We start from the raw sequence: 20,670 nt of genomic DNA, 5'->3' as shown, positions 1-20,670 counted from the left end.
GTTTCTTTTTATATTCCCAGTACCTGAAGCAATACACAAGCACAGCTATAAGCGTTAAAAGGAAGGCACATGATCCACATTATCACAGGCAGTACTCTAGGAGGCGCCGAATATGTTGGTGATCACCTCAGTGATCTACTCAATGAGAATGGCTTTGAAACCACGATCCACAACCAACCGGATCTCGCGTCGATCGATAATAAAGGCACTTGGTTACTGATCACATCAACGCACGGAGCCGGTGATTATCCAGATAACATTCAGCCTTTTATTGCCGCATTGCAAAATACCCCCCCTAAAATGGCCGATGTGAGGTTCGCCGTTATCGCGATTGGGGATTCCAGCTACGATACCTTTTGCGCAGCTGGTCAACACGCATATGACCTGTTGGAAGATATTGGTGGCACGCCAATTACTGAGTGTCTGAAGATTGATGTCCTTAGCCACGCAGTACCCGAAGATGCAGCAGAAGCATGGTTAAAAGAGCATATCGATCGTTTTTAGCCCGCCAAATGACAACAACAGAGTCGTTTATACGGCTCTGTTTTTCCTTACTGTGAATAACTTTTTTCAATTCCCCTCGTTTAACCGCTCAAAAAACAACCAAACAGACTGTGGATAAGTAGGCTAAGATCCAGTGATTTTCCTTTAGTTATCCCAATAACAACTTTGATCGTTTTCCCCCCTTGTGTATAACCACCCATTTTGATCCCAGGAAATCCTCGTGTAGATCCAATTATGATCACAAGATATGATCCACACGAGATCCATGATCTTGTTGATCATTTTAAGCTTATCCACAGAAAAGGAGGATCCTAATAATAGATCTAATAAAAGATCATATATATAGATCTTATATATATATAACTTGAAGCCTTAAACACAGAAAGCGAGAAAACGATTTTCTCTCTGGCATAAAGCAGGTAAAATGTGGCTCCTTTATCTGTCCAATAAATCCTTTAAATACCTGAGGTCGGTTCATGCTTTATCACGAAAATTTTGACGTCATTGTTGTTGGTGGCGGTCACGCAGGAACGGAAGCCGCACTCGCATCTGCACGTACAGGACAAAAGACTCTTCTCCTGACTCATAACATCGATACATTAGGCCAAATGTCTTGTAATCCAGCAATTGGTGGTATCGGTAAAGGACACCTAGTCAAAGAAGTGGATGCGATGGGTGGCTTAATGGCACAAGCCATTGACCATGCAGGTATTCAGTTTCGAACGCTTAACGCATCAAAAGGTCCTGCGGTACGAGCAACGCGTGCTCAAGCCGATCGCGCCTTGTACAAAGCTTACGTTCGTAACGCATTAGAAAATGCTCCAAATCTAACCTTGTTCCAACAATCGGTCGATGATCTTATCGTAGAACAAGATCGTGTTATCGGTGTTGTTACTCAGATGGGCCTCAAATTCCACGCGAAAGCGGTAGTGTTAACCGTAGGCACGTTCTTGGGTGGCAAGATCCACATTGGTATGGAAAGTGCTTCGGGAGGCCGAGCAGGTGATCCACCTTCGATCGCGCTAGCGGATCGACTTCGCGAGTTACCTTTCCGTGTGGATCGTTTAAAAACAGGTACGCCGCCACGTGTTGACGCGCGTTCGGTTGATTTTTCCCAGCTTGAAACTCAGCATGGCGATGACCCAACCCCAGTCTTTTCATTCTTGGGTAACCGAGAGCAACATCCGCGCCAAATCCCATGTTTCATTACTCATACTAACGAGAAAACACACGACGTTATTCGTAACAACCTTGATCGTAGTCCGATGTACGCAGGGGTAATTGAAGGTATTGGCCCACGCTACTGTCCTTCGATCGAAGACAAAGTCATGCGTTTTGCCGACAAAAATAGCCACCAGATTTTCATCGAACCAGAGGGGCTCACCACACATGAGTTATACCCGAATGGCATCTCCACAAGCTTACCGTTTGATGTTCAGGTCCAGATCGTTCGCTCGATGAAAGGCTTTGAGAACGCGCATATTGTTCGTCCTGGTTACGCAATCGAGTACGATTTCTTTGATCCACGTGATCTCAAGCAAACCTACGAAACTAAGTTTATCAACGGCTTATTCTTTGCTGGTCAAATCAACGGCACAACCGGTTACGAAGAAGCCGCTGCGCAAGGTTTGATGGCGGGCTTAAACGCGAGTCTCTATAGTCAAGATAAAGAAGGCTGGAGTCCACGTCGCGATCAGGCGTACATGGGCGTATTGATTGATGATTTGTCTACGATGGGAACCCAAGAGCCGTATCGTATGTTCACCTCTCGTGCGGAATACCGTTTGCTGCTGCGTGAAGACAATGCCGATTTACGATTGACCGAAAAAGCGCGTGAACTTGGTTTGGTGGATGACGTCCGCTGGGCACGTTTCAACGAAAAAGTCGACAACATGCAAACGGAGCGTCAGCGCCTTAAATCGACGTGGATGAATCCAAAATCAGAGGGCATTGAAGCGCTGAACCAATTGTTAAAAACGCCAATGGCACGCGAAGCAAGTGGTGAAGATCTTCTTCGTCGACCAGAGATTACCTACGAACAATTGACTCAGTTAGATGCTTTTGCACCCGCGATGGAAGATCGACAAGCAGCCGAGCAAGTGGAAATTCAAGTCAAATACGATGGTTACATTAAGCGACAGCAAGATGAAATCGAAAAATCCTTGCGCCATGAGCACACCAAGCTCCCGGTGGATTTAGATTACAAAGACGTGAAAGGCTTATCAAATGAAGTGGTCGCAAAGTTAAGTGAAGCCAAGCCGGAAAGCGTGGGCATTGCTTCTCGCATTTCAGGTATTACACCGGCAGCAATTTCGATTCTACTGGTACACCTTAAGAAACATGGTTTGTTGAAGAAAGGTGAGGAAGTGTAATGAGTGCTCTACGTACCAAACTGGATGCTCTGCTTGCTCAGACGGATTTAGAAGTATCAGAAAAACAACGTGACCAATTGGTCGGTTATGTTGAACTATTAAACAAGTGGAATAAAGCTTACAATCTTACCTCGGTTCGTGATCCACTTGATATGCTTGTTAAGCATATTCTTGATAGCGTAGTGGTTAGTACTCACTTATCGGGAGAGCGTTTTATTGACGTAGGTACCGGGCCAGGGTTACCTGGTATTCCGCTTGCGATTATGAATCCTGAAAAAACGTTTTATTTGCTTGATAGTTTGGGTAAACGTATCCGTTTTATTAAGCAAGTTGTACATACTTTAGGTTTAAATAATGTCACACCAATACAGAGTCGAGTGGAAGAGTTTCAACCGGAAGAAAAGTTTGATGGTGTTCTGAGCCGTGCTTTTGCATCGATAACGGATATGGTGGAGTGGTGTCACCATTTGCCAAAACAGGACAACGGTTTGTTTCTTGCATTGAAAGGACAACATCCTAAAGATGAATTAGATCGGCTTCCTGAGTGGTGTAGTGTGACCGAGATCATATCTTTAACGGTTCCAGAGTTGGAAGGTGATCGTCATCTAGTAATCTTATCGCGCAAGGGATAATTAGCGAGGTAGTCGTGGGTAAAATTGTAGCAATCGCCAACCAGAAAGGTGGGGTCGGCAAAACAACAACGTGCATTAACTTAGCGGCTTCGATGGCGGCAACAAAGCGCAAAGTTTTGGTTATCGATCTTGACCCTCAAGGGAATGCTACGATGGCCAGTGGTGTAGATAAGTACATGGTGGATGCCACGGCATACGATCTTCTTGTTGAAGATACCCCCTTCGAACAGGTTGTGTGTTCTGAAACCACTGGAAAGTACGATTTAATTGCAGCGAATGGCGATGTGACGGCCGCTGAAATTAAGTTAATGGAAGTGTTTGCACGTGAGGTGCGGTTGAAAAATGCCCTCTCCTCAGTTCGTGATAACTATGATTTCATCTTTATTGATTGTCCTCCTTCTCTAAACCTTCTTACAATCAACGCAATGGCAGCTGCAGATTCTGTATTGGTGCCGATGCAATGTGAATACTTTGCGTTAGAAGGTTTAACTGCTCTTATGGATACTATCAGTAAGTTGGCCGCGGTAGTGAATGAAAACCTCAAAATTGAAGGTTTGTTACGAACCATGTACGATCCGCGCAATCGCTTATCGAATGAAGTTTCCGATCAACTGAAAAAGCATTTCGGTACTAAAGTGTACCGCACGGTCATCCCGCGTAATGTTCGTTTGGCTGAAGCGCCAAGTCATGGTAAGCCAGCCATGTACTACGACAAGTACTCTGCTGGTGCCAAAGCTTATCTTGCTCTAGCGGGCGAGATGCTGCGCCGTGAAGAAATCCCAGTTTAACTCTAACCGAAGGAATTCATCTCCATGTCTAATCGTGGTCTAGGAAAAGGACTGGATGCGTTGTTGTCGACCAGTTCATTTGCTCGTGAGAAACAGCATATTGCATCGCAAAGCCAAGCCTTATCAGCTGACGGTGAGTTAAGTGAACTCGCAATTAATCAATTGCAGCCGGGTGTCTATCAACCACGTAAAGACATGGCACCAGAAGCCTTAGAAGAGCTGGCTGCGTCAATTCAGTCACAAGGTATCATTCAGCCGATTGTGGTTCGTCGGGTGGAAAGCGGTCAGTATGAGATTATTGCCGGCGAGCGACGCTGGCGAGCGGCAAAACAGGCTGGACTCAAACGTGTTCCATGTCTGGTGAAAAAAGTCGAAGATCGCGCTGCAATTGCTATGGCTCTGATTGAGAACATCCAGCGTGAAGACCTCAACGTGATTGAAGAAGCGCAAGCATTAGAGCGTTTGCAAGATGAATTTTCTCTCACGCATCAGCAAGTGGCTGAGGTGATTGGTAAGTCGAGAACGACAGTAAGTAACTTACTGCGCTTGAATCAGCTAGGCCATGAAGTCAAAGCTTTGGTTGCTGATAAGAAGTTAGAAATGGGACATGCGCGTGCTCTATTAGCCTTAGAAGGTGAGCAGCAAGTTGACATTGCGATGCATGTCGCGAAGAAACAAATGACAGTTCGCCAAACCGAACAGTTAGTAAAAAAGTGCTTAGCTCCACAAAATGAGCAAAAAACGCAACAACAAGATATCGAAGCTGAGCAAATGTCGCATAAATTGAGTCAATTGCTTGATGCGCAAGTTTCCTTAAGCCGATCTGCAAATGGAAAAGCGAAATTAACGATAAGTCTTGATGAGCCTCACAAATTGGACCAACTAATTGCCAAGCTTGAGGCCTAGGTGAGATAATTGATTTAGGTCAATTAATCAAATTAATAGAATTTTGTGCGAAAGTTGTCGTTTTGTAAACAAATATGTAACTTTTTGATGCAATTGAATTGCATTAAGATGGACTGAACGTATAATTTTCGCCAATTTCCCTGCACAGTGAGTATAGTGCGAAGTGGATATTATTAGAGGTACGAATACATGGTAGCTGCGTTAGCTAGACCAGGACGAGAGCTCGCAAGGCAATTGTTAATGATCCAGTCTGGCGCGGTTATTTTTGTGGCAGCAGGGATGGCGGTAGCCATAAATCCTGAGTGGGGACTTTCAGCGTTGATTGGCGGTGGCATATTTGTTATTGCCAATGCAGTATTCGCGTTATGTGCTTTTATGTTTAGTGGGGCTCGCGCTGCCAAGCGCATCGCTGTGTCCTTCTATGCGGGTGAAGTACTGAAAATTCTCATCACGGTTGCACTGTTCTATGTTGCCTACATGTATATGCAGGTGGAACTTGTTCCCCTCAAACTAACCTATTTGCTGGTACTAGGTATTAATATCTGTGCACCAGTGCTATTCATTAACAACAAAAAATAGGATGAGTTATGGCTGCGCCAGGTGAAGCGCTAACATCGTCCGGTTACATTGCCCACCACCTTACTAACCTATCTCTTTACAAGTTAGGCTTGGTAGCGGAGGAGACAAGTTTCTGGAACGTACATATCGATAGCCTGTTTTTTTCTTGGTTTACTGGTTTAATTTTCCTCGGAATTTTTTACAAAGTAGCGAAGAGAACAACAGCGGGTGTACCAGGTAAGCTTCAGTGTGCTGTAGAAATGATCGTTGAATTTGTCGCGGATAACGTCAAAGACACGTTCCATGGACGCAACCCACTGATCGCGCCTTTAGCACTGACTATCTTTTGTTGGGTATTTTTGATGAACGTGATGGACTTAGTCCCGATCGACTTCTTACCATACCCAGCAGAGCATTGGCTTGGTATTCCTTACCTTAAGGTTGTACCTTCTGCTGATGTGAATATCACCATGGCTATGGCTCTAGGCGTTTTTGCATTGATGATTTATTACAGCATCAAAGTGAAAGGTCTAGGTGGATTCGCAAAAGAACTTGCACTACATCCATTCAATCACCCACTGATGATTCCGTTTAACCTACTGATCGAAGTGGTATCGCTACTGGCGAAACCTCTTTCTCTTGGTATGCGTTTATTCGGTAACATGTTCGCGGGTGAGGTTGTATTCATTCTTTGTGCGGCAATGCTACCATGGTACTTACAATGGATGGGTTCACTACCGTGGGCAATCTTCCATATCTTGGTTATTACGATTCAAGCCTTCGTATTCATGATGTTGACAATTGTATATCTGTCAATGGCACACGAAGATCCTGATCATTAATTTTTTAAGCTTTTTATTTGGGCACTAAGCCAACAACTATAAATTGGAGATAGTAATGGAAACTTTACTGAGCTTTTCTGCAATCGCCGTAGGCATTATCGTCGGTCTTGCTTCTCTTGGTACAGCGATTGGTTTCGCACTGCTAGGTGGTAAATTCCTGGAAGGTGCAGCTCGTCAACCAGAAATGGCTCCTATGCTACAAGTTAAGATGTTCATCATCGCTGGTCTACTTGATGCGGTTCCAATGATCGGTATCGTAATCGCGCTACTATTCACTTTCGCAAACCCATTCGTTGGTCAACTAGGTTAATCACTTTTAACTATAGATGAGCCATTGCGGCTTATCATTGATTAACACTTAGTCCAAATAGAGGGGTAGCTGTTGTGAACATTAACGCAACTCTGCTAGGTCAAGCAATCTCGTTCGCACTCTTTGTGTGGTTCTGCATGAAATATGTATGGCCGCCGTTGATGCAAGCGATCGAAGAGCGTCAGAAGAAAATTGCTGATGGTCTTCAAGCAGCTGAACGTGCTGCAAAAGACTTGAATCTGGCACAAGCCAACGCTTCTGATCAGTTGAAAGAAGCGAAGCGCACAGCAACTGAGATCATCGATCAAGCGAATAAGCGCAAGTCTCAAATTCTAGACGAAGCACGCGAGGAAGCTCAGGCAGAACGCCAGAAAATCCTAGCACACGCAGAGTCAGAAATTGAAGCTGAGCGTAATCGCGCGCGTGATGATCTGCGCAAACAAGTTGCTACTCTGGCTGTAGCTGGTGCTGAGAAAATCCTTGAGCGTTCTATCGATAAAGAAGCGCAAAAAGATATTCTCGACAACATAACTGCAAAACTTTAAGTCTGGGGGCGCATATGTCTGATTTGACTACTATCGCACGCCCCTATGCTAAAGCAGCATTTGACTTTGCAGTAGAGAAAGACCAATTGGACCAATGGGGCCAAATGTTATCTTTTGCTGCTGAAGTCGCTAAAAACGAACAAATGGATGAGCTACTAACCAGTTCATTTTCTGCTGATAAAATGGCAGAAATATTTGTTGCAGTTTGCGGTGACCAAGTTGATTCGCACGGTCAAAACTTGCTTAAAGTTATGGCTGAGAATGGTCGTTTAACGGCCCTTCCTGATATTTGTGAGCAATTCTTCATTCTGAAGAAAGAGCATGAGAAAGAAATCGACGTTGAAGTAATTTCAGCAACCGAGCTTTCTGATAAACAGCTAGCAAATATTGGCAGCAAACTTGAAGCGCGTCTTGAACGCAAAGTGAAGCTGAATTGCAGCGTAGATGAGACCCTACTTGGTGGGGTTATTATTCGAGCCGGAGACCTAGTCATCGATGACTCAGCGCGTGGTCGTTTGAACCGCCTGAGCGATGCATTGCAGTCTTAATGGGGATTGGAGCATGCAACTTAATTCCACGGAAATTAGCGATCTGATCAAACAACGTATCGAATCTTTCGATGTTGTTAGTGAAGCTCGCAACGAGGGTACTATCGTATCGGTAAGCGATGGTATCATCCGCATCCACGGCCTAGCGGACGTGATGCAAGGTGAAATGATTGAATTACCGGGTGGCCGTTATGCACTAGCACTTAACCTTGAGCGTGACTCGGTTGGTGCGGTTGTAATGGGCCCATATGCTGACCTTAGGGAAGGCATGAAAGTTACAGGTACTGGCCGCATTCTTGAAGTGCCAGTTGGTCCAGAACTACTAGGCCGCGTAGTCAACACGCTGGGTGAGCCTATTGATGGTAAAGGTCCTATTGAAGCGAAGCTGACTTCACCTGTAGAAATGATCGCACCAGGCGTAATCGACCGTAAATCGGTAGATCAACCTGTACAAACTGGTTATAAGTCAGTTGACTCAATGATCCCTATCGGTCGTGGTCAGCGTGAGCTTATCATCGGTGACCGTCAGATCGGTAAAACCGCTCTGGCGATCGACTCGATCATCAACCAGAAAGACTCTGGTATTTTCTCAATCTACGTAGCAATCGGTCAGAAAGCATCGACTATTGCCAACGTAGTTCGCAAACTAGAAGAGCACGGCGCACTACAAAACACTATCGTGGTAGTAGCATCTGCTTCTGAATCTGCAGCGCTGCAATACTTGGCGCCTTACGCAGGTTGTGCGATGGGTGAATACTTCCGCGATCGCGGTGAAGACGCACTGATTGTTTACGATGACCTATCTAAGCAAGCAGTAGCTTACCGTCAGATCTCTCTACTACTTAAACGTCCACCAGGCCGTGAGGCATTCCCGGGTGATGTATTCTACTTACACTCTCGTCTACTAGAGCGTGCTGCTCGTGTAAACGAAGATTACGTAGAACGTTTCACTAACGGTGAAGTGAAAGGTAAGACGGGTTCTTTGACTGCTCTACCTATCATTGAAACTCAAGCAGGTGACGTTTCAGCATTCGTACCGACTAACGTAATCTCGATTACCGATGGTCAGATCTTCCTACAAACTGAGCTATTTAACGCCGGTGTTCGTCCAGCGGTTGACCCAGGTATCTCAGTATCTCGTGTAGGTGGTTCAGCTCAGACGAAAATCATCAAGAAACTATCAGGCGGTATCCGTACAGCACTTGCTGCATACCGTGAGCTTGCAGCATTTGCTCAGTTCTCTTCTGATCTTGATGAAGCAACGAAGAAGCAGCTAGACCATGGTCAAAAAGTTACAGAACTGATGAAGCAGAAGCAGTACGCTCCTATGTCTGTATTTGACCAAGCACTAACTATCTTCGCAGCAGAGCGTGGTTACCTTGATGATGTAGAACTGAACAAAGTTCTCGATTTTGAGGCGGCTCTACTATCGTACGCTCGCGGTCAATACGCTGAACTAGCAGCTGAGATCGACAAGTCTGGTGCTTACAACGATGAAATCGAAGCTCAGTTTAAGAAACTGACCGACGACTTCAAAGCAACTCAAACTTGGTAATTAGGTCGGTGGCAGTTTCTGCCACCAACTAACGGAGAGTAACGATGGCCGGCGCAAAAGAGATACGTAATAAAATCGGTAGTGTTAAAAGCACGCAGAAAATTACGAAAGCGATGGAAATGGTAGCAGCTTCAAAAATGCGTCGTTCTCAAGACGCAATGGAAGCTTCTCGTCCATACGCTGAAACAATGCGTAAAGTGATCGGTCATGTGGCTAATGCAAATCTAGAGTACCGTCATCCGTACCTAGAAGAGCGTGAAGCTAAACGTGTTGGTTACATCATCGTTTCAACAGACCGTGGTCTGTGTGGTGGCTTGAACATTAACGTGTTTAAGAAAGCCGTCACAGACATTCAGTCATGGAAAGAAAAAGGCGCTGAAATTGAGCTTGCTGTCATTGGCTCAAAAGCAACTGCCTTCTTCAAACATGGTGGCGCAAAAGTTGCGGCACAGGTCTCTGGTCTGGGCGATAGCCCAACGCTAGAAGACCTTATCGGTTCTGTTGGCGTAATGCTGAAAAAATACGATGAAGGTGAACTGGACCGTCTATACGTAGTATTCAATAAATTTGTGAATACGATGGTTCAGCAACCAACGATCGATCAATTGCTACCTTTGCCTAAATCGGATAGCGAAGAGGTGCAGCGTGAGCATTCATGGGATTACATCTATGAGCCTGAACCAAAGCCTCTATTGGACACACTTTTGGTGCGTTACGTAGAGTCTCAGGTATACCAAGGTGTGGTTGAGAACCTTGCTTGTGAGCAAGCGGCTCGAATGATTGCGATGAAAGCTGCAACGGATAACGCGACTAACTTGATTGACGATTTGGAACTTGTGTACAACAAAGCCCGTCAGGCGGCGATTACACAAGAGCTATCTGAAATCGTTGGTGGTGCAGCTGCGGTTTAAGCTTAGGTAAAACGAAATAGTTTAGAGGATTAACGATGGCTACAGGTAAGATCGTACAGATCATCGGTGCGGTAGTCGACGTAGAGTTCCCACAGAGCGATGTACCTAGTGTATATGACGCTCTAAACGTAACGGACTCAAAAGAGCGTCTTGTTCTTGAAGTTCAACAACAGCTAGGCGGTGGCGTAGTTCGTTGTATCGTTATGGGTAGCTCTGATGGTTTACGTCGTGGAGTAGAAGTGGTTAACACTGGCGCTCCAATTTCAGTACCAGTAGGTACTAAAACACTAGGTCGTATCATGAACGTCCTAGGTGACGCGATTGATGAGCGTGGTGAAGTCGGTGCGGAAGAGGTTTACTCTATCCACCGTAGCGCACCAAGCTACGAAGACCAATCAAACGAAATTGCACTCCTAGAAACGGGTGTTAAAGTAATCGACCTAATTTGTCCATTCGCTAAGGGTGGTAAAATCGGTCTATTCGGTGGTGCAGGTGTAGGTAAGACCGTTAACATGATGGAACTTATCAACAACATCGCACTACAACACTCTGGTCTATCAGTATTTGCTGGTGTTGGTGAGCGTACTCGTGAAGGTAACGATTTCTACTACGAGATGCAGGAAGCGGGCGTTGTAAACGTTGAGAAGCCTGAAGAATCAAAAGTAGCGATGGTTTACGGTCAGATGAACGAGCCACCAGGTAACCGTCTACGTGTTGCACTGACTGGTCTTACAATGGCAGAGAAGTTCCGTGACGAAGGTCGTGACGTACTACTGTTCATTGATAACATCTACCGTTACACATTGGCCGGTACTGAGGTATCAGCACTGCTAGGTCGTATGCCTTCTGCGGTAGGTTACCAGCCAACTCTTGCAGAAGAGATGGGTGTACTTCAGGAGCGAATCACGTCAACAAAATCAGGTTCTATCACGTCTGTACAGGCGGTTTACGTACCTGCGGATGACTTGACTGACCCGTCTCCAGCAACCACGTTCGCGCACTTAGATGCAACGGTTGTACTTAACCGTAACATCGCGGCAATGGGTCTATACCCTGCGATTGACCCACTAGATTCAACGTCTCGTATGCTTGATCCACTTGTGGTTGGTCAAGATCACTACGACGTTGCTCGTGGCGTTCAGCAGACACTTCAGCGCTACAAAGAGCTGAAAGACATCATTGCGATTCTAGGTATGGACGAGCTATCTGAAGAAGATAAGCAAGTTGTATCTCGTGCACGTAAGATTGAGCGTTTCCTAACTCAGCCTTACCACGTAGCAGAAGTATTTACAGGAGACCCAGGTATCTACGTACCTCTTAAAGAAACTCTACGTGGTTTCAAAGGTCTACTCGCTGGTGAATACGATGACATTCCAGAGCAGGCATTTATGTACTGCGGTAGCATTGATGATGCTATTGAGAATGCTAAGAAGCTATAAGGCTAACTAGGAGGCGATATGGCACCAATAACCTTTCACCTAGACGTGGTCAGCGCTGAGAAACGTATTTTCTCAGGTCGTGTTGAAACGTTTCAGGTGACCGGTAGCGAAGGTGAGCTTGGTATTTTCCACGGCCATACTCCGCTTCTGTCCGCTATTAAGCCTGGTATGGTGCGTATTGTGAAACAGCACGGCCACGAAGAGTTCATTTATGTCTCGGGTGGTATGGTCGAAGTTCAGCCTGGTACTGCTACAGTACTGGCTGATACTGCGATTCGTGGTGAAGATCTAGACGCAGCTAAGGCAGAAGAAGCCAAGCGTCGTGCTGAAGAGAACATCCAGAATCAGCATGGCGATATGGACTTCGCACAAGCGGCCAGTGAACTGGCTAAAGCCATGGCTCAGTTACGAGTTATCGAACTGACCAAGAAGCGTCGCTAAGCTCAATTAGCAACGTTGCATGAAAAAGGCGACCATATGGTCGCCTTTTTGCTTAATTTTTATTGGAAATTTACTTCTCACCATTAACTAATCCTTCCAAGCTGTCTAAAATAACCGCCAACTAATACGGAACATCAAATAGGTTATTAATGAAATTCAGTGCAGTAATCCTTGCTGCGGGTAAAGGAACCCGTATGTACTCGAACATGCCAAAAGTGCTTCATACGTTGGCAGGTAAGCCGATGGCAAAACATGTCATTGATACATGTTCTGGGCTCGGTGCGCAAAACATTCATTTAGTTTACGGTCACGCTGGTGATCAAATGAAGCAGACGCTTGCTGAAGAGCCGGTCAACTGGGTACTTCAGTCTGAGCAACTTGGCACGGGACACGCGGTAGATCAGGCTTCAGCGCAGTTCGAAGATGATGAAAAAGTACTTATTCTATACGGTGATGTTCCGCTTATCTCTGAAGAAACTATTGAGAGCTTGCTTGATGCCCAACCGACAGGTGGAATTGCGCTGCTCACGGTGGTTCTAGACAACCCGACAGGCTATGGACGCATTGTGCGTAAGAACGGCCCTGTGGTTGCTATCGTCGAACAGAAAGATGCGACTGAAGAGCAAAAACTGATTAAAGAGATCAATACCGGTGTGATGGTGGCAACAGGCGGCGACTTGAAGCGCTGGCTTGCGGGTCTGAACAATCAAAATGCGCAAGGCGAATACTACTTAACCGACGTTATTGCCGCAGCACATGATGAAGGTCGTGCGGTTGAAGCCGTGCATCCGGTCAATGCAATCGAAGTGGAAGGGGTCAATGACCGCGCTCAGTTAGCTCGACTTGAGCGCGCTTTTCAATCCATGCAAGCGCAGAAGTTACTAGAACAAGGTGTGATGCTGCGTGATCCTGCTCGTTTTGATTTGCGTGGTGAATTGCAATGCGGCATGGACTGCGAAATCGATGTTAATGTCATCATCGAAGGTAAAGTGACATTGGGCGATAACGTGGTGATCGGTGCTGGCTGTGTGCTGACTGACTGTGAGATTGATGACAATACGGTCATTCGTCCGTACAGCGTCATTGAAGGTGCAACGGTGGGCGAAACCTGTACCGTTGGCCCATTTAGCCGTCTGCGTCCAGGCGCAGAAATGCGAAATGATTCACACGTCGGTAACTTTGTTGAAGTAAAAAATGCCCGTATTGGTGAAGGTTCGAAAGCCAACCATTTAACTTATTTGGGGGATGCGGAAATCGGCCAGCGCACCAATATCGGTGCCGGCACAATTACCTGCAACTACGACGGTGCGAATAAATTCAAGACCATTATCGGTAACGACGTTTTCGTCGGTTCAGATAGCCAGCTGGTGGCGCCTGTGACCATTGCTGATGGTGTGACTATTGGTGCCGGTACGACGTTGACAAAAGACGTCGATGCAGGTGAGTTAGTGATTACTCGCGCGAAAGAGCGCAAAATACCTGGCTGGCAACGCCCAGAAAAGAAAAAGTAATTCCGCTTCGCGGTATTTTACTGAATAAAAAATCAAAGCCGCTGATTCGAGCGGCTTTGTCGTTCTTGTTACTTGTTTTTATTACTCTTCATTGCTGACGACACGCGCGTTATCTGGTGTTATGAAATGGCTGGATAGTTCACGATTAGAGACGATGTACCCAATCCATAAACCACCCATGCACAACACTATCGCGATACCTGTCACCATCTGCGCTTGACTTGCTAACGCAGCAACCAATGCACTCGATAAACTACTTACACAGATTTGTAAGCTGTTTTGCAGGCCAGCTGCCGTTGCCGGGCTTTGTTGTGCACTGGCTAAAGCGCGATTCACAACGATTGGGTAGAGAGCGCCATTCGCCACAGCAATTAAACAAAACGGTGCCAAAATTGGCCATATCGACGTGAGTTGCCATTGAGAAGCGATAAACACTAAAACGGCAGCGACGCTGAAAAGCCCGATTAACTGACGAAGTATTTTTTCGTCACCAAACTTACGCACACCGACTTTACCCAAATAGCCACCTGCCATAAAAGCGATAGTCTGCGGAATGAAGCTGAGTCCGATGTCTTTGGCGTCATAACCGAGTTGAGCCATGATTTCTGGCATGCCTGTCAGATATGCAAAGAACGCCGCGGAAGCGGTAGCAAACATAAATACGTTGCCAAGGTAAGCTTTAGAGCTGAGCAAGGCTTTGATGTCTGTAGAAATACTGGTTTGCTTGGTTTCTACGCTTTCGTTTTTCTGCATCATGGTTGCCGCGACAAGTAGTACGCCAACTGCGCTCAGAGTAATAAAGATACTGTGCCAGCCCAAGTTGTCCGCTAGGATCACACCGAGCTGAGGGGCGAGTGCTGGAGATAACGCCACCAGCGGCATGATGGTAGCAAAAATTTGTTGGCTGCTGCTTGAGTAACGCTTAATCACCATGGCTTGCCAGATCACGGCTGGTGCACACACACCAATCGCTTGAATAAATCGTAGGGTTAGCAATTGCCATACTTGGTCGCAGAAAGCCAGACCGAATGAAGCAAGGGTAAATATCACCAAGCCTGTCGCCAAGGTATTTCGGTGGCCAAATTTGTCTGAAGCCAGTCCCCACATCAGTTGGCCAAACGCCATTCCGCCTAAGAATACAGTCAAAGACAGGGCTATCTGCTCCGGGCCGGTCGCAAAGTCGACTTCCATGGCTTTAAATGCAGGTAGGTACATATCCGTGGCAATAAAGCCCAACATGGATAGCACTGCAAGATAAACGAGTTGTAATTTTGCTATTTTCATTTTATTACCAATCAAATTTTTTAATTACTTTTTAATCAATATCAGTTGGCGCCAACCCTGATTTATTTACCTTTTCATTGTATTTTTCGATCTATTAAAAATAAAACGCTAAAATTGTTGGTTATGAATCAAAATTTTTGAAAGGTTAGGCGTGGATGTTCTCTAAATCTTCTTTAGAGCTGCTCGATACCGTTGCTCGGTTAGGCAGTTTTACCGCAGCGGCGGACGTGTTACATAAGGTCCCTTCTGCGATCAGTTATGCGGTTCGGCAGGTAGAGAAAGATTTAAATGTGGTGTTGTTTCGTCGGTTACCCAGAAAAGTAGAGCTGACCCCAGCTGGGGAGCTATTTATCGCCGAAGCTCGCTCTTTATTGCGACAGATGGAAGAGGTGAAGATGCAAACCCGCCGCGCTGCGCATGGTTGGCAAAGTACGCTTAAGTTGACCTTGGATAATGTGGTAAAACTGGACAAACTTAAGCCGCTGGTGGATGACTTTTATCGTGAGTTTGATTTTGCTGAACTGCAAATCAATATGGAAGTGTTCAATGGGTCTTGGGAAGCTATCGCACAAGGACGAGCAGATATCGTTGTTGGCGCAACGTCGGCCATTCCAGTTGGGGGAGATTTTGAAGTAAAAGAGATGGGTAAATTAGATTGGGCATTTGTCATGTCTCCTGCTCACCCGTGTGTGCGCCAACAGGTTTTAACCGAAGCGTTTGTCAGCCAGTTTCCAGCCATTTGCTTGGATGATACGTCTAATGTGCTGCCTAAGCGTCATACGGGGCATTATCCGCAACAGAGACGGCTGCTATTACCGAATTGGTACAGTGCCATTGAATGTCTGAAAAATGGGGTGGGTGTAGGGTATATGCCGCGCCACATTGCGATGCCGTTAATTAACCAAGGTGTACTGGTAGAAAAAGTATTACCGGATGAGATGCCACTCAGCCACTGTTGCTTAGTATGGCGTAAAGATGACAACCATAAGTTGATCCAATGGATGGTTGATTATTTAGGATCATCCAGTCAATTACACCAAGATTGGTTACAACATTGATGCTCGCCATTGCCATGGTTCTTAGGCCATTTTTGAGAACTTGATGATTGTGCTTGGTTTAAAAACACCTCGCGATGGCGAGGTGTTTTAGGTGGATGAGTATCAGCACAACTTAGGATAAAAAGAACTTATACGATGGGTTGTCTGTTTCATCTTTATATTGGTAACCAAGCTCACGTAAGTGCGTCGTAAACTGGGCCAAATCGCCTTCATTTAACTCGAAACCACAAAGAACTCGACCGTAATCGGCACCATGATTGCGATAGTTGAACAAGCTGATGTTCCAATGTGTTCCTAACGTACTGAGGAACTTAAGCAGTGCGCCCGGGTATTCAGGAAATTCAAAGCTGTACAGACGCTCTGTCAGTGGCTTTGATGGTTTTCCGCCGATCATATAGCGAATATGTAGCTTCGCCATTTCATCATCGGAAAGATCCACGACGGGATAACCCCCATCACGAAGATCGTGAATGATTTGTTCCAGTTCTTCTTGCCCGCCTTGCAGACGTACACCGACAAAGATATTGGCTAACTGATCGTCGTTGTAGCGGTAGTTGAACTCAGTAACAGCACGACCACCAATCAAGTTGCAAAACTCTAAGAATGCCCCTTGGCGCTCTGGAATGGTCACCGCGAGCAAACCTTCGCGCTTTTCACCCAGTTCACAGCGCTCGGAAACATAACGCAGACCATGGAAGTTGGTGTTAGCACCAGAAAGGACGGTACCTAAGTTTTTGCCTTCGAGATGGTTTTGTTCTACGAACTTCTTCAAGCCTGCTAAAGCCAACGCACCAGAAGGCTCAGCGATGGCTCGGGTGTCTTCAAAGATGTCTTTCACTGCGGCGCAGATTTCGTCACTAGACACAGCAACATGGCCATCAATGTATTTCTGGCATAAACGGAACGTCTCTTCACCAATGCGTTTTACCGCAACCCCATCAGCAAACATGCTGACTTGATCAAGAACCACCGGCTCACCTGCATCCAGCGCTGCTTTCAGACACGAAGAATCTTCTGGCTCGACTGCAATGACTTTGATTTCTGGCATCAGTTGTTTCACCAATACTGCAACACCAGCGGCTAAGCCACCACCGCCCACTGGCACAAAAATGTATTCTAAGTGACCATTTTGTCGCAGCATTTCCATGCCAATGGTGCCTTGCCCGGCAATCACTAGTGGGTGATCAAACGGAGGTACGAAGGTGTAACCATACTCCTCCGATAAACGCTCAGCTTCTGCTTTGGCTTCATCAAAGTTGCTGCCATGCAGGACGACATTACCACCAAAGCTGCGCACAGCGTCAACTTTGATATCTGGTGTTGTTTTTGGCATCACAATCGTTGTTTTGATGCCTAATTTGGTTCCAGAAAGCGCCATGCCTTGAGCATGGTTACCTGCTGAAGCGGCAATCACTCCCGCGGCTTTTTGCTCTTCCGATAAGCTAGCGACCATATTGTATGCCCCGCGTAGCTTAAATGAGTGCACAGGTTGGCGATCTTCACGTTTGATCTGTACATGATTGCCAATGCGTGCAGACAAGCGAGGCATGTCTTGTAAAGGGGTGACCGTTGCGACTTCATAAACCGGTGCACGTAGGATTTGACGCAGATAATCTGCGCCAGTTTGATTGACTGTCTTTTCGGGTTGAGATTCCATCGCTGCTAGCCCTCTAGCTTAGATTTGTCTCGTACTGCCCCTTTGTCAGCACTGGTTGCCATACTTGCGTACGCTTTCAGCGCAAAAGAAACGTCACGTTGACGGTCTGCGGGTTTCCAGCCTAACTCATCTTGTTTTGCTCGGCGTGCAGCGAGCTCATCTTCTGGGACATCAAGTGTGATGGAACGGCTTGGGATATCAATGGTAATAATATCACCATCCTGAACCAAGCCGATCGTACCACCACTCGCCGCTTCTGGAGAGGCGTGGCCGATTGATAAGCCTGATGTTCCACCTGAGAAACGGCCATCCGTTAGTAGGGCGCACGATTTACCCAGACCCATGGATTTTAGGTACGTTGTTGGGTAAAGCATTTCTTGCATACCTGGACCGCCTTTAGGCCCTTCGTAACGGATAACAACCACTTCACCAGCTTTCACTTTACCGCCTAAAATACCATCCACTGCCGTATCTTGACTTTCGAAAACAATTGCAGGACCTTGGAATTTAAGGTTTTCTTCATCTACACCAGCGGTTTTAACGATACATCCATCAACGGCAATGTTACCGGAAAGGACCGCTAGACCACCTTCTTGACTGAATGCGTTGTCTTTTGAGCGGATACAGCCATCAACACGGTCATCGTCAAGGCGATCCCAACGGCAATCTTGCGAGAAGGCTTGGGTGGTACGAATACCTGCAGGACCAGCGCGGAAGAATTTAAGTACCTCTTCGTTTTCGGTTTGGATGATGTCGTACTCGGCAAGCTGCTGTTGCATGGTCATGCCCAGGACGGTGTGTGTATTACCGTTTAACAAGCCTGCGCGGTCTAGCTCACCCAAGATAGCCATGACGCCTCCCGCACGGTGGACATCTTCCATATGGTATTTCTGGGTCGATGGAGCCACTTTACATAGGTGAGGAACGCGACGAGACATCTCATCGATGTCGTTCATGTCGAAGTCTACTTCACCTTCTTGTGCCGCTGCTAACAGGTGCAGAACGGTGTTGCTAGAGCCACCCATGGCAATGTCCAATGCCATCGCATTTTCAAAGGCTGCGCGACTAGCGATGTTACGCGGTAGGGCAGATGCGTCATCTTGTTCGTAGTAACGTTTTGTTAGTTCAACGATGCGTTTACCAGCATTAATAAACAATTGCTCACGGTCGGCATGCGTTGCCAGCATAGACCCGTTACCTGGCTGAGAGAGGCCTAACGCTTCGGTTAGACAGTTCATTGAGTTGGCGGTAAACATGCCTGAGCATGAACCACAAGTTGGACACGCGGAACGTTCGATCTGTTCACTCTGTTGATCCGAAACCGTTGGATCGGCGCCTTGGATCATTGCATCAACCAAGTCGAGTTTAATGATCTGATCAGAAAGCTTGGTTTTACCCGCTTCCATCGGGCCACCAGACACGAAGAGCACTGGAATATTAAGGCGCATTGCTGCCATCATCATTCCCGGAGTGATTTTGTCACAGTTCGAAATACACACCATAGCATCAGCGCAGTGTGCGTTGACCATGTACTCCACAGAGTCGGCGATCAGTTCACGTGACGGCAATGAGTAAAGCATGCCGCCGTGACCCATTGCGATGCCGTCATCGACCGCAATGGTATTGAATTCTTTCGCGATACCACCGGCTTTTTCGATTTCACCGGCAACCAATTGACCCATATCTTTAAGGTGAACGTGCCCCGGAACAAACTGAGTAAATGAGTTCACGACCGCGATGATTGGTTTTCCGAAGTCATCATCTTTTACACCAGTAGCACGCCAGAGCGCACGAGCACCCGCCATGTTACGACCATGTGTGGTGGTTGCTGATCTATATTTTGGCATTTCTTAATTCCTTCTTACTTCTGCTCTGGGTACACATAGTCTAACCAGCCCCACTTGTCCTCAGTGGTGCCGTTAAATAGGCCAAAGTAGGCTTGTTGCAATTCTTTAGTGATAGGGCCACGTTTACCGCTGCCCACTTCAATTTTGTCGACGGTTGCGACAGGTACGATTTCCGCTGCGGTTCCGGTCATAAAGACTTCGTCCGCTAGATAAAGTGCTTCACGAGCGATGTTCGCTTCGCGTACGTCATAGCCTTTATCACGCGCAATGGTCATGATCGAGTCACGAGTGATGCCCGGTAATATCGCACTGGTTGCTGGTGGGGTTGTGATCACGCCATCTTTGATGACAAAGATATTCTCACCCGCGCCTTCCGACAGATAACCGTCCACGCTGAGCGCAATACCTTCATCGTAACCGTGACGACGAGCTTCACCGCCTACTAATAATGAAGATAGGTAGTTGCCTCCCGCTTTTGCTGCGGTTGGAATGGTGTTGGGTGCAGCGCGGTTCCAACTGGAAATCATGGCATCCACGCCTTTCTCTAATGCTTCTTCACCTAAATACGAACCCCATGGGAACGCCGCGATAATCAGGTCCATTTCAGTGCCGACTGGAGGACATACACCTAAGCCGACATTACCAACAAAACCCAGTGGGCGAATGTAAGCATTATCCAGTTTGTTTTGGCGTAAGGTTTCACGGGTGGCTTCCATGATTTCTTCCACAGAGTATGGAATAGGGAAGCGATAAATCTTGGCAGAATCTTTTAAGCGTTGTGCGTGCTCGCGGTGACGGAAGACAATTGGACCCTTGGGCGTGTTGTAACAACGTACGCCTTCAAATACCGAGGTACCGTAGTGCATCGCATGAGTCAAAACGTGTACGTTTGCCTCTGCCCATGGCACCATCTCGCCATTAAACCAAATGAAATCTGCTGTTTTCGTTGCCATTTATTGCCT

20 protein-coding genes are annotated in these 20,670 nt (G+C 46.6%); 16 read left to right on the top strand and 4 right to left on the bottom strand.

What is annotated here, in order from left to right:
• The first annotated feature begins 69 nt into the window (after positions 1–69).
• From mioC to glmU, 15 genes are all read left to right on the top strand, one after another.
• On the top strand, positions 70–504 hold the full coding sequence (gene mioC / locus ONE56_RS13650; protein ID WP_423840023.1) for an FMN-binding protein MioC: 435 nt from the start codon (positions 70–72) through the stop codon (positions 502–504).
• A gap of 476 nt (positions 505–980) precedes the next feature.
• A complete protein-coding gene (gene mnmG / locus ONE56_RS13645; RefSeq protein WP_331438663.1) occupies positions 981–2,876 on the top strand; it encodes a tRNA uridine-5-carboxymethylaminomethyl(34) synthesis enzyme MnmG in 1,896 nt (631 codons plus the stop codon).
• Positions 2,876–3,508 carry a 16S rRNA (guanine(527)-N(7))-methyltransferase RsmG gene (rsmG, locus tag ONE56_RS13640; protein ID WP_041153773.1) on the top strand — a complete coding sequence of 211 codons (633 nt, stop codon included), beginning with the start codon at positions 2,876–2,878 and terminating at the stop codon, positions 3,506–3,508. The genes mnmG and rsmG overlap by 1 nt, the downstream gene beginning before the upstream one ends.
• A gap of 14 nt (positions 3,509–3,522) precedes the next feature.
• Positions 3,523–4,296, top strand: a complete 774-nt coding sequence (locus tag ONE56_RS13635; RefSeq protein WP_014233420.1) for a ParA family protein — start codon at positions 3,523–3,525, stop codon at positions 4,294–4,296.
• Positions 4,297–4,320: 24 nt separating this feature from the next.
• A complete protein-coding gene (locus tag ONE56_RS13630) occupies positions 4,321–5,202 on the top strand; it encodes a ParB/RepB/Spo0J family partition protein (RefSeq protein ID WP_331438662.1) in 882 nt (293 codons plus the stop codon).
• Between the two features lie 189 nt (positions 5,203–5,391).
• Positions 5,392–5,781, top strand: a complete 390-nt coding sequence (locus tag ONE56_RS13625; RefSeq protein WP_331438661.1) for a F0F1 ATP synthase subunit I — start codon at positions 5,392–5,394, stop codon at positions 5,779–5,781.
• A gap of 8 nt (positions 5,782–5,789) precedes the next feature.
• Entirely contained in the window at positions 5,790–6,602 is an 813-nt protein-coding gene (atpB, locus tag ONE56_RS13620; protein ID WP_041153771.1) for a F0F1 ATP synthase subunit A, read from the top strand.
• Between the two features lie 55 nt (positions 6,603–6,657).
• On the top strand, positions 6,658–6,912 hold the full coding sequence (atpE, locus tag ONE56_RS13615; RefSeq protein ID WP_002540812.1) for a F0F1 ATP synthase subunit C: 255 nt from the start codon (positions 6,658–6,660) through the stop codon (positions 6,910–6,912).
• Between the two features lie 74 nt (positions 6,913–6,986).
• Positions 6,987–7,457: a F0F1 ATP synthase subunit B gene (gene atpF / locus ONE56_RS13610; RefSeq protein WP_041153770.1), complete on the top strand. Its 471-nt coding sequence runs from the start codon at positions 6,987–6,989 to the stop codon at positions 7,455–7,457.
• 14 nt (positions 7,458–7,471) lie between these two features.
• Complete coding sequence (gene atpH / locus ONE56_RS13605; protein ID WP_041153769.1) at positions 7,472–8,005, top strand: F0F1 ATP synthase subunit delta; 534 nt, start codon at positions 7,472–7,474, stop codon at positions 8,003–8,005.
• Between the two features lie 13 nt (positions 8,006–8,018).
• Positions 8,019–9,560: a F0F1 ATP synthase subunit alpha gene (gene atpA / locus ONE56_RS13600; protein ID WP_041153768.1), complete on the top strand. Its 1,542-nt coding sequence runs from the start codon at positions 8,019–8,021 to the stop codon at positions 9,558–9,560.
• Positions 9,561–9,604: 44 nt separating this feature from the next.
• Complete coding sequence (gene atpG / locus ONE56_RS13595) at positions 9,605–10,471, top strand: F0F1 ATP synthase subunit gamma (RefSeq protein WP_041153767.1); 867 nt, start codon at positions 9,605–9,607, stop codon at positions 10,469–10,471.
• 35 nt (positions 10,472–10,506) lie between these two features.
• Positions 10,507–11,910, top strand: a complete 1,404-nt coding sequence (atpD, locus tag ONE56_RS13590) for a F0F1 ATP synthase subunit beta (RefSeq protein WP_041153766.1) — start codon at positions 10,507–10,509, stop codon at positions 11,908–11,910.
• A gap of 18 nt (positions 11,911–11,928) precedes the next feature.
• Positions 11,929–12,351, top strand: coding sequence for a F0F1 ATP synthase subunit epsilon (locus ONE56_RS13585; RefSeq protein WP_041153765.1), 423 nt, complete (start codon positions 11,929–11,931; stop codon positions 12,349–12,351).
• A 149-nt stretch (positions 12,352–12,500) separates the two neighbouring features.
• A complete protein-coding gene (glmU, locus tag ONE56_RS13580; RefSeq protein WP_331438659.1) occupies positions 12,501–13,862 on the top strand; it encodes a bifunctional UDP-N-acetylglucosamine diphosphorylase/glucosamine-1-phosphate N-acetyltransferase GlmU in 1,362 nt (453 codons plus the stop codon).
• Positions 13,863–13,943: 81 nt separating this feature from the next.
• Here the strand turns inward: glmU and punC are convergent, their stop codons facing one another.
• Positions 13,944–15,146, bottom strand: coding sequence for a purine nucleoside transporter PunC (gene punC / locus ONE56_RS13575; protein WP_041153763.1), 1,203 nt, complete (start codon positions 15,144–15,146; stop codon positions 13,944–13,946).
• 155 nt (positions 15,147–15,301) lie between these two features.
• On the opposite strand from punC, the gene punR reads away from it, so the two are divergent.
• Positions 15,302–16,204 carry a DNA-binding transcriptional activator PunR gene (gene punR, locus ONE56_RS13570; protein ID WP_041153762.1) on the top strand — a complete coding sequence of 301 codons (903 nt, stop codon included), beginning with the start codon at positions 15,302–15,304 and terminating at the stop codon, positions 16,202–16,204.
• A 112-nt stretch (positions 16,205–16,316) separates the two neighbouring features.
• Here the strand turns inward: punR and ilvA are convergent, their stop codons facing one another.
• Genes ilvA through ilvE form a run of 3 tightly spaced genes read right to left on the bottom strand, consistent with a single transcriptional unit; the run spans position 16,317 to position 20,661 of the window.
• Positions 16,317–17,861, bottom strand: a complete 1,545-nt coding sequence (ilvA, locus tag ONE56_RS13565; protein ID WP_041153761.1) for a threonine ammonia-lyase, biosynthetic — start codon at positions 17,859–17,861, stop codon at positions 16,317–16,319.
• A gap of 5 nt (positions 17,862–17,866) precedes the next feature.
• Complete coding sequence (gene ilvD, locus ONE56_RS13560) at positions 17,867–19,708, bottom strand: dihydroxy-acid dehydratase (RefSeq protein ID WP_423840022.1); 1,842 nt, start codon at positions 19,706–19,708, stop codon at positions 17,867–17,869.
• A gap of 14 nt (positions 19,709–19,722) precedes the next feature.
• Positions 19,723–20,661, bottom strand: coding sequence for a branched-chain-amino-acid transaminase (gene ilvE / locus ONE56_RS13555; protein WP_423840021.1), 939 nt, complete (start codon positions 20,659–20,661; stop codon positions 19,723–19,725).
• Positions 20,662–20,670 lie beyond the last annotated feature (9 nt).

This window comes from Vibrio mytili (genome assembly GCF_049563345.1).
GTDB lineage: Bacteria > Pseudomonadota > Gammaproteobacteria > Enterobacterales > Vibrionaceae > Vibrio > Vibrio mytili.
Note: the sequence above shows the minus strand (reverse complement) of the source record. Positions and strands in the feature narration are given on the sequence as shown.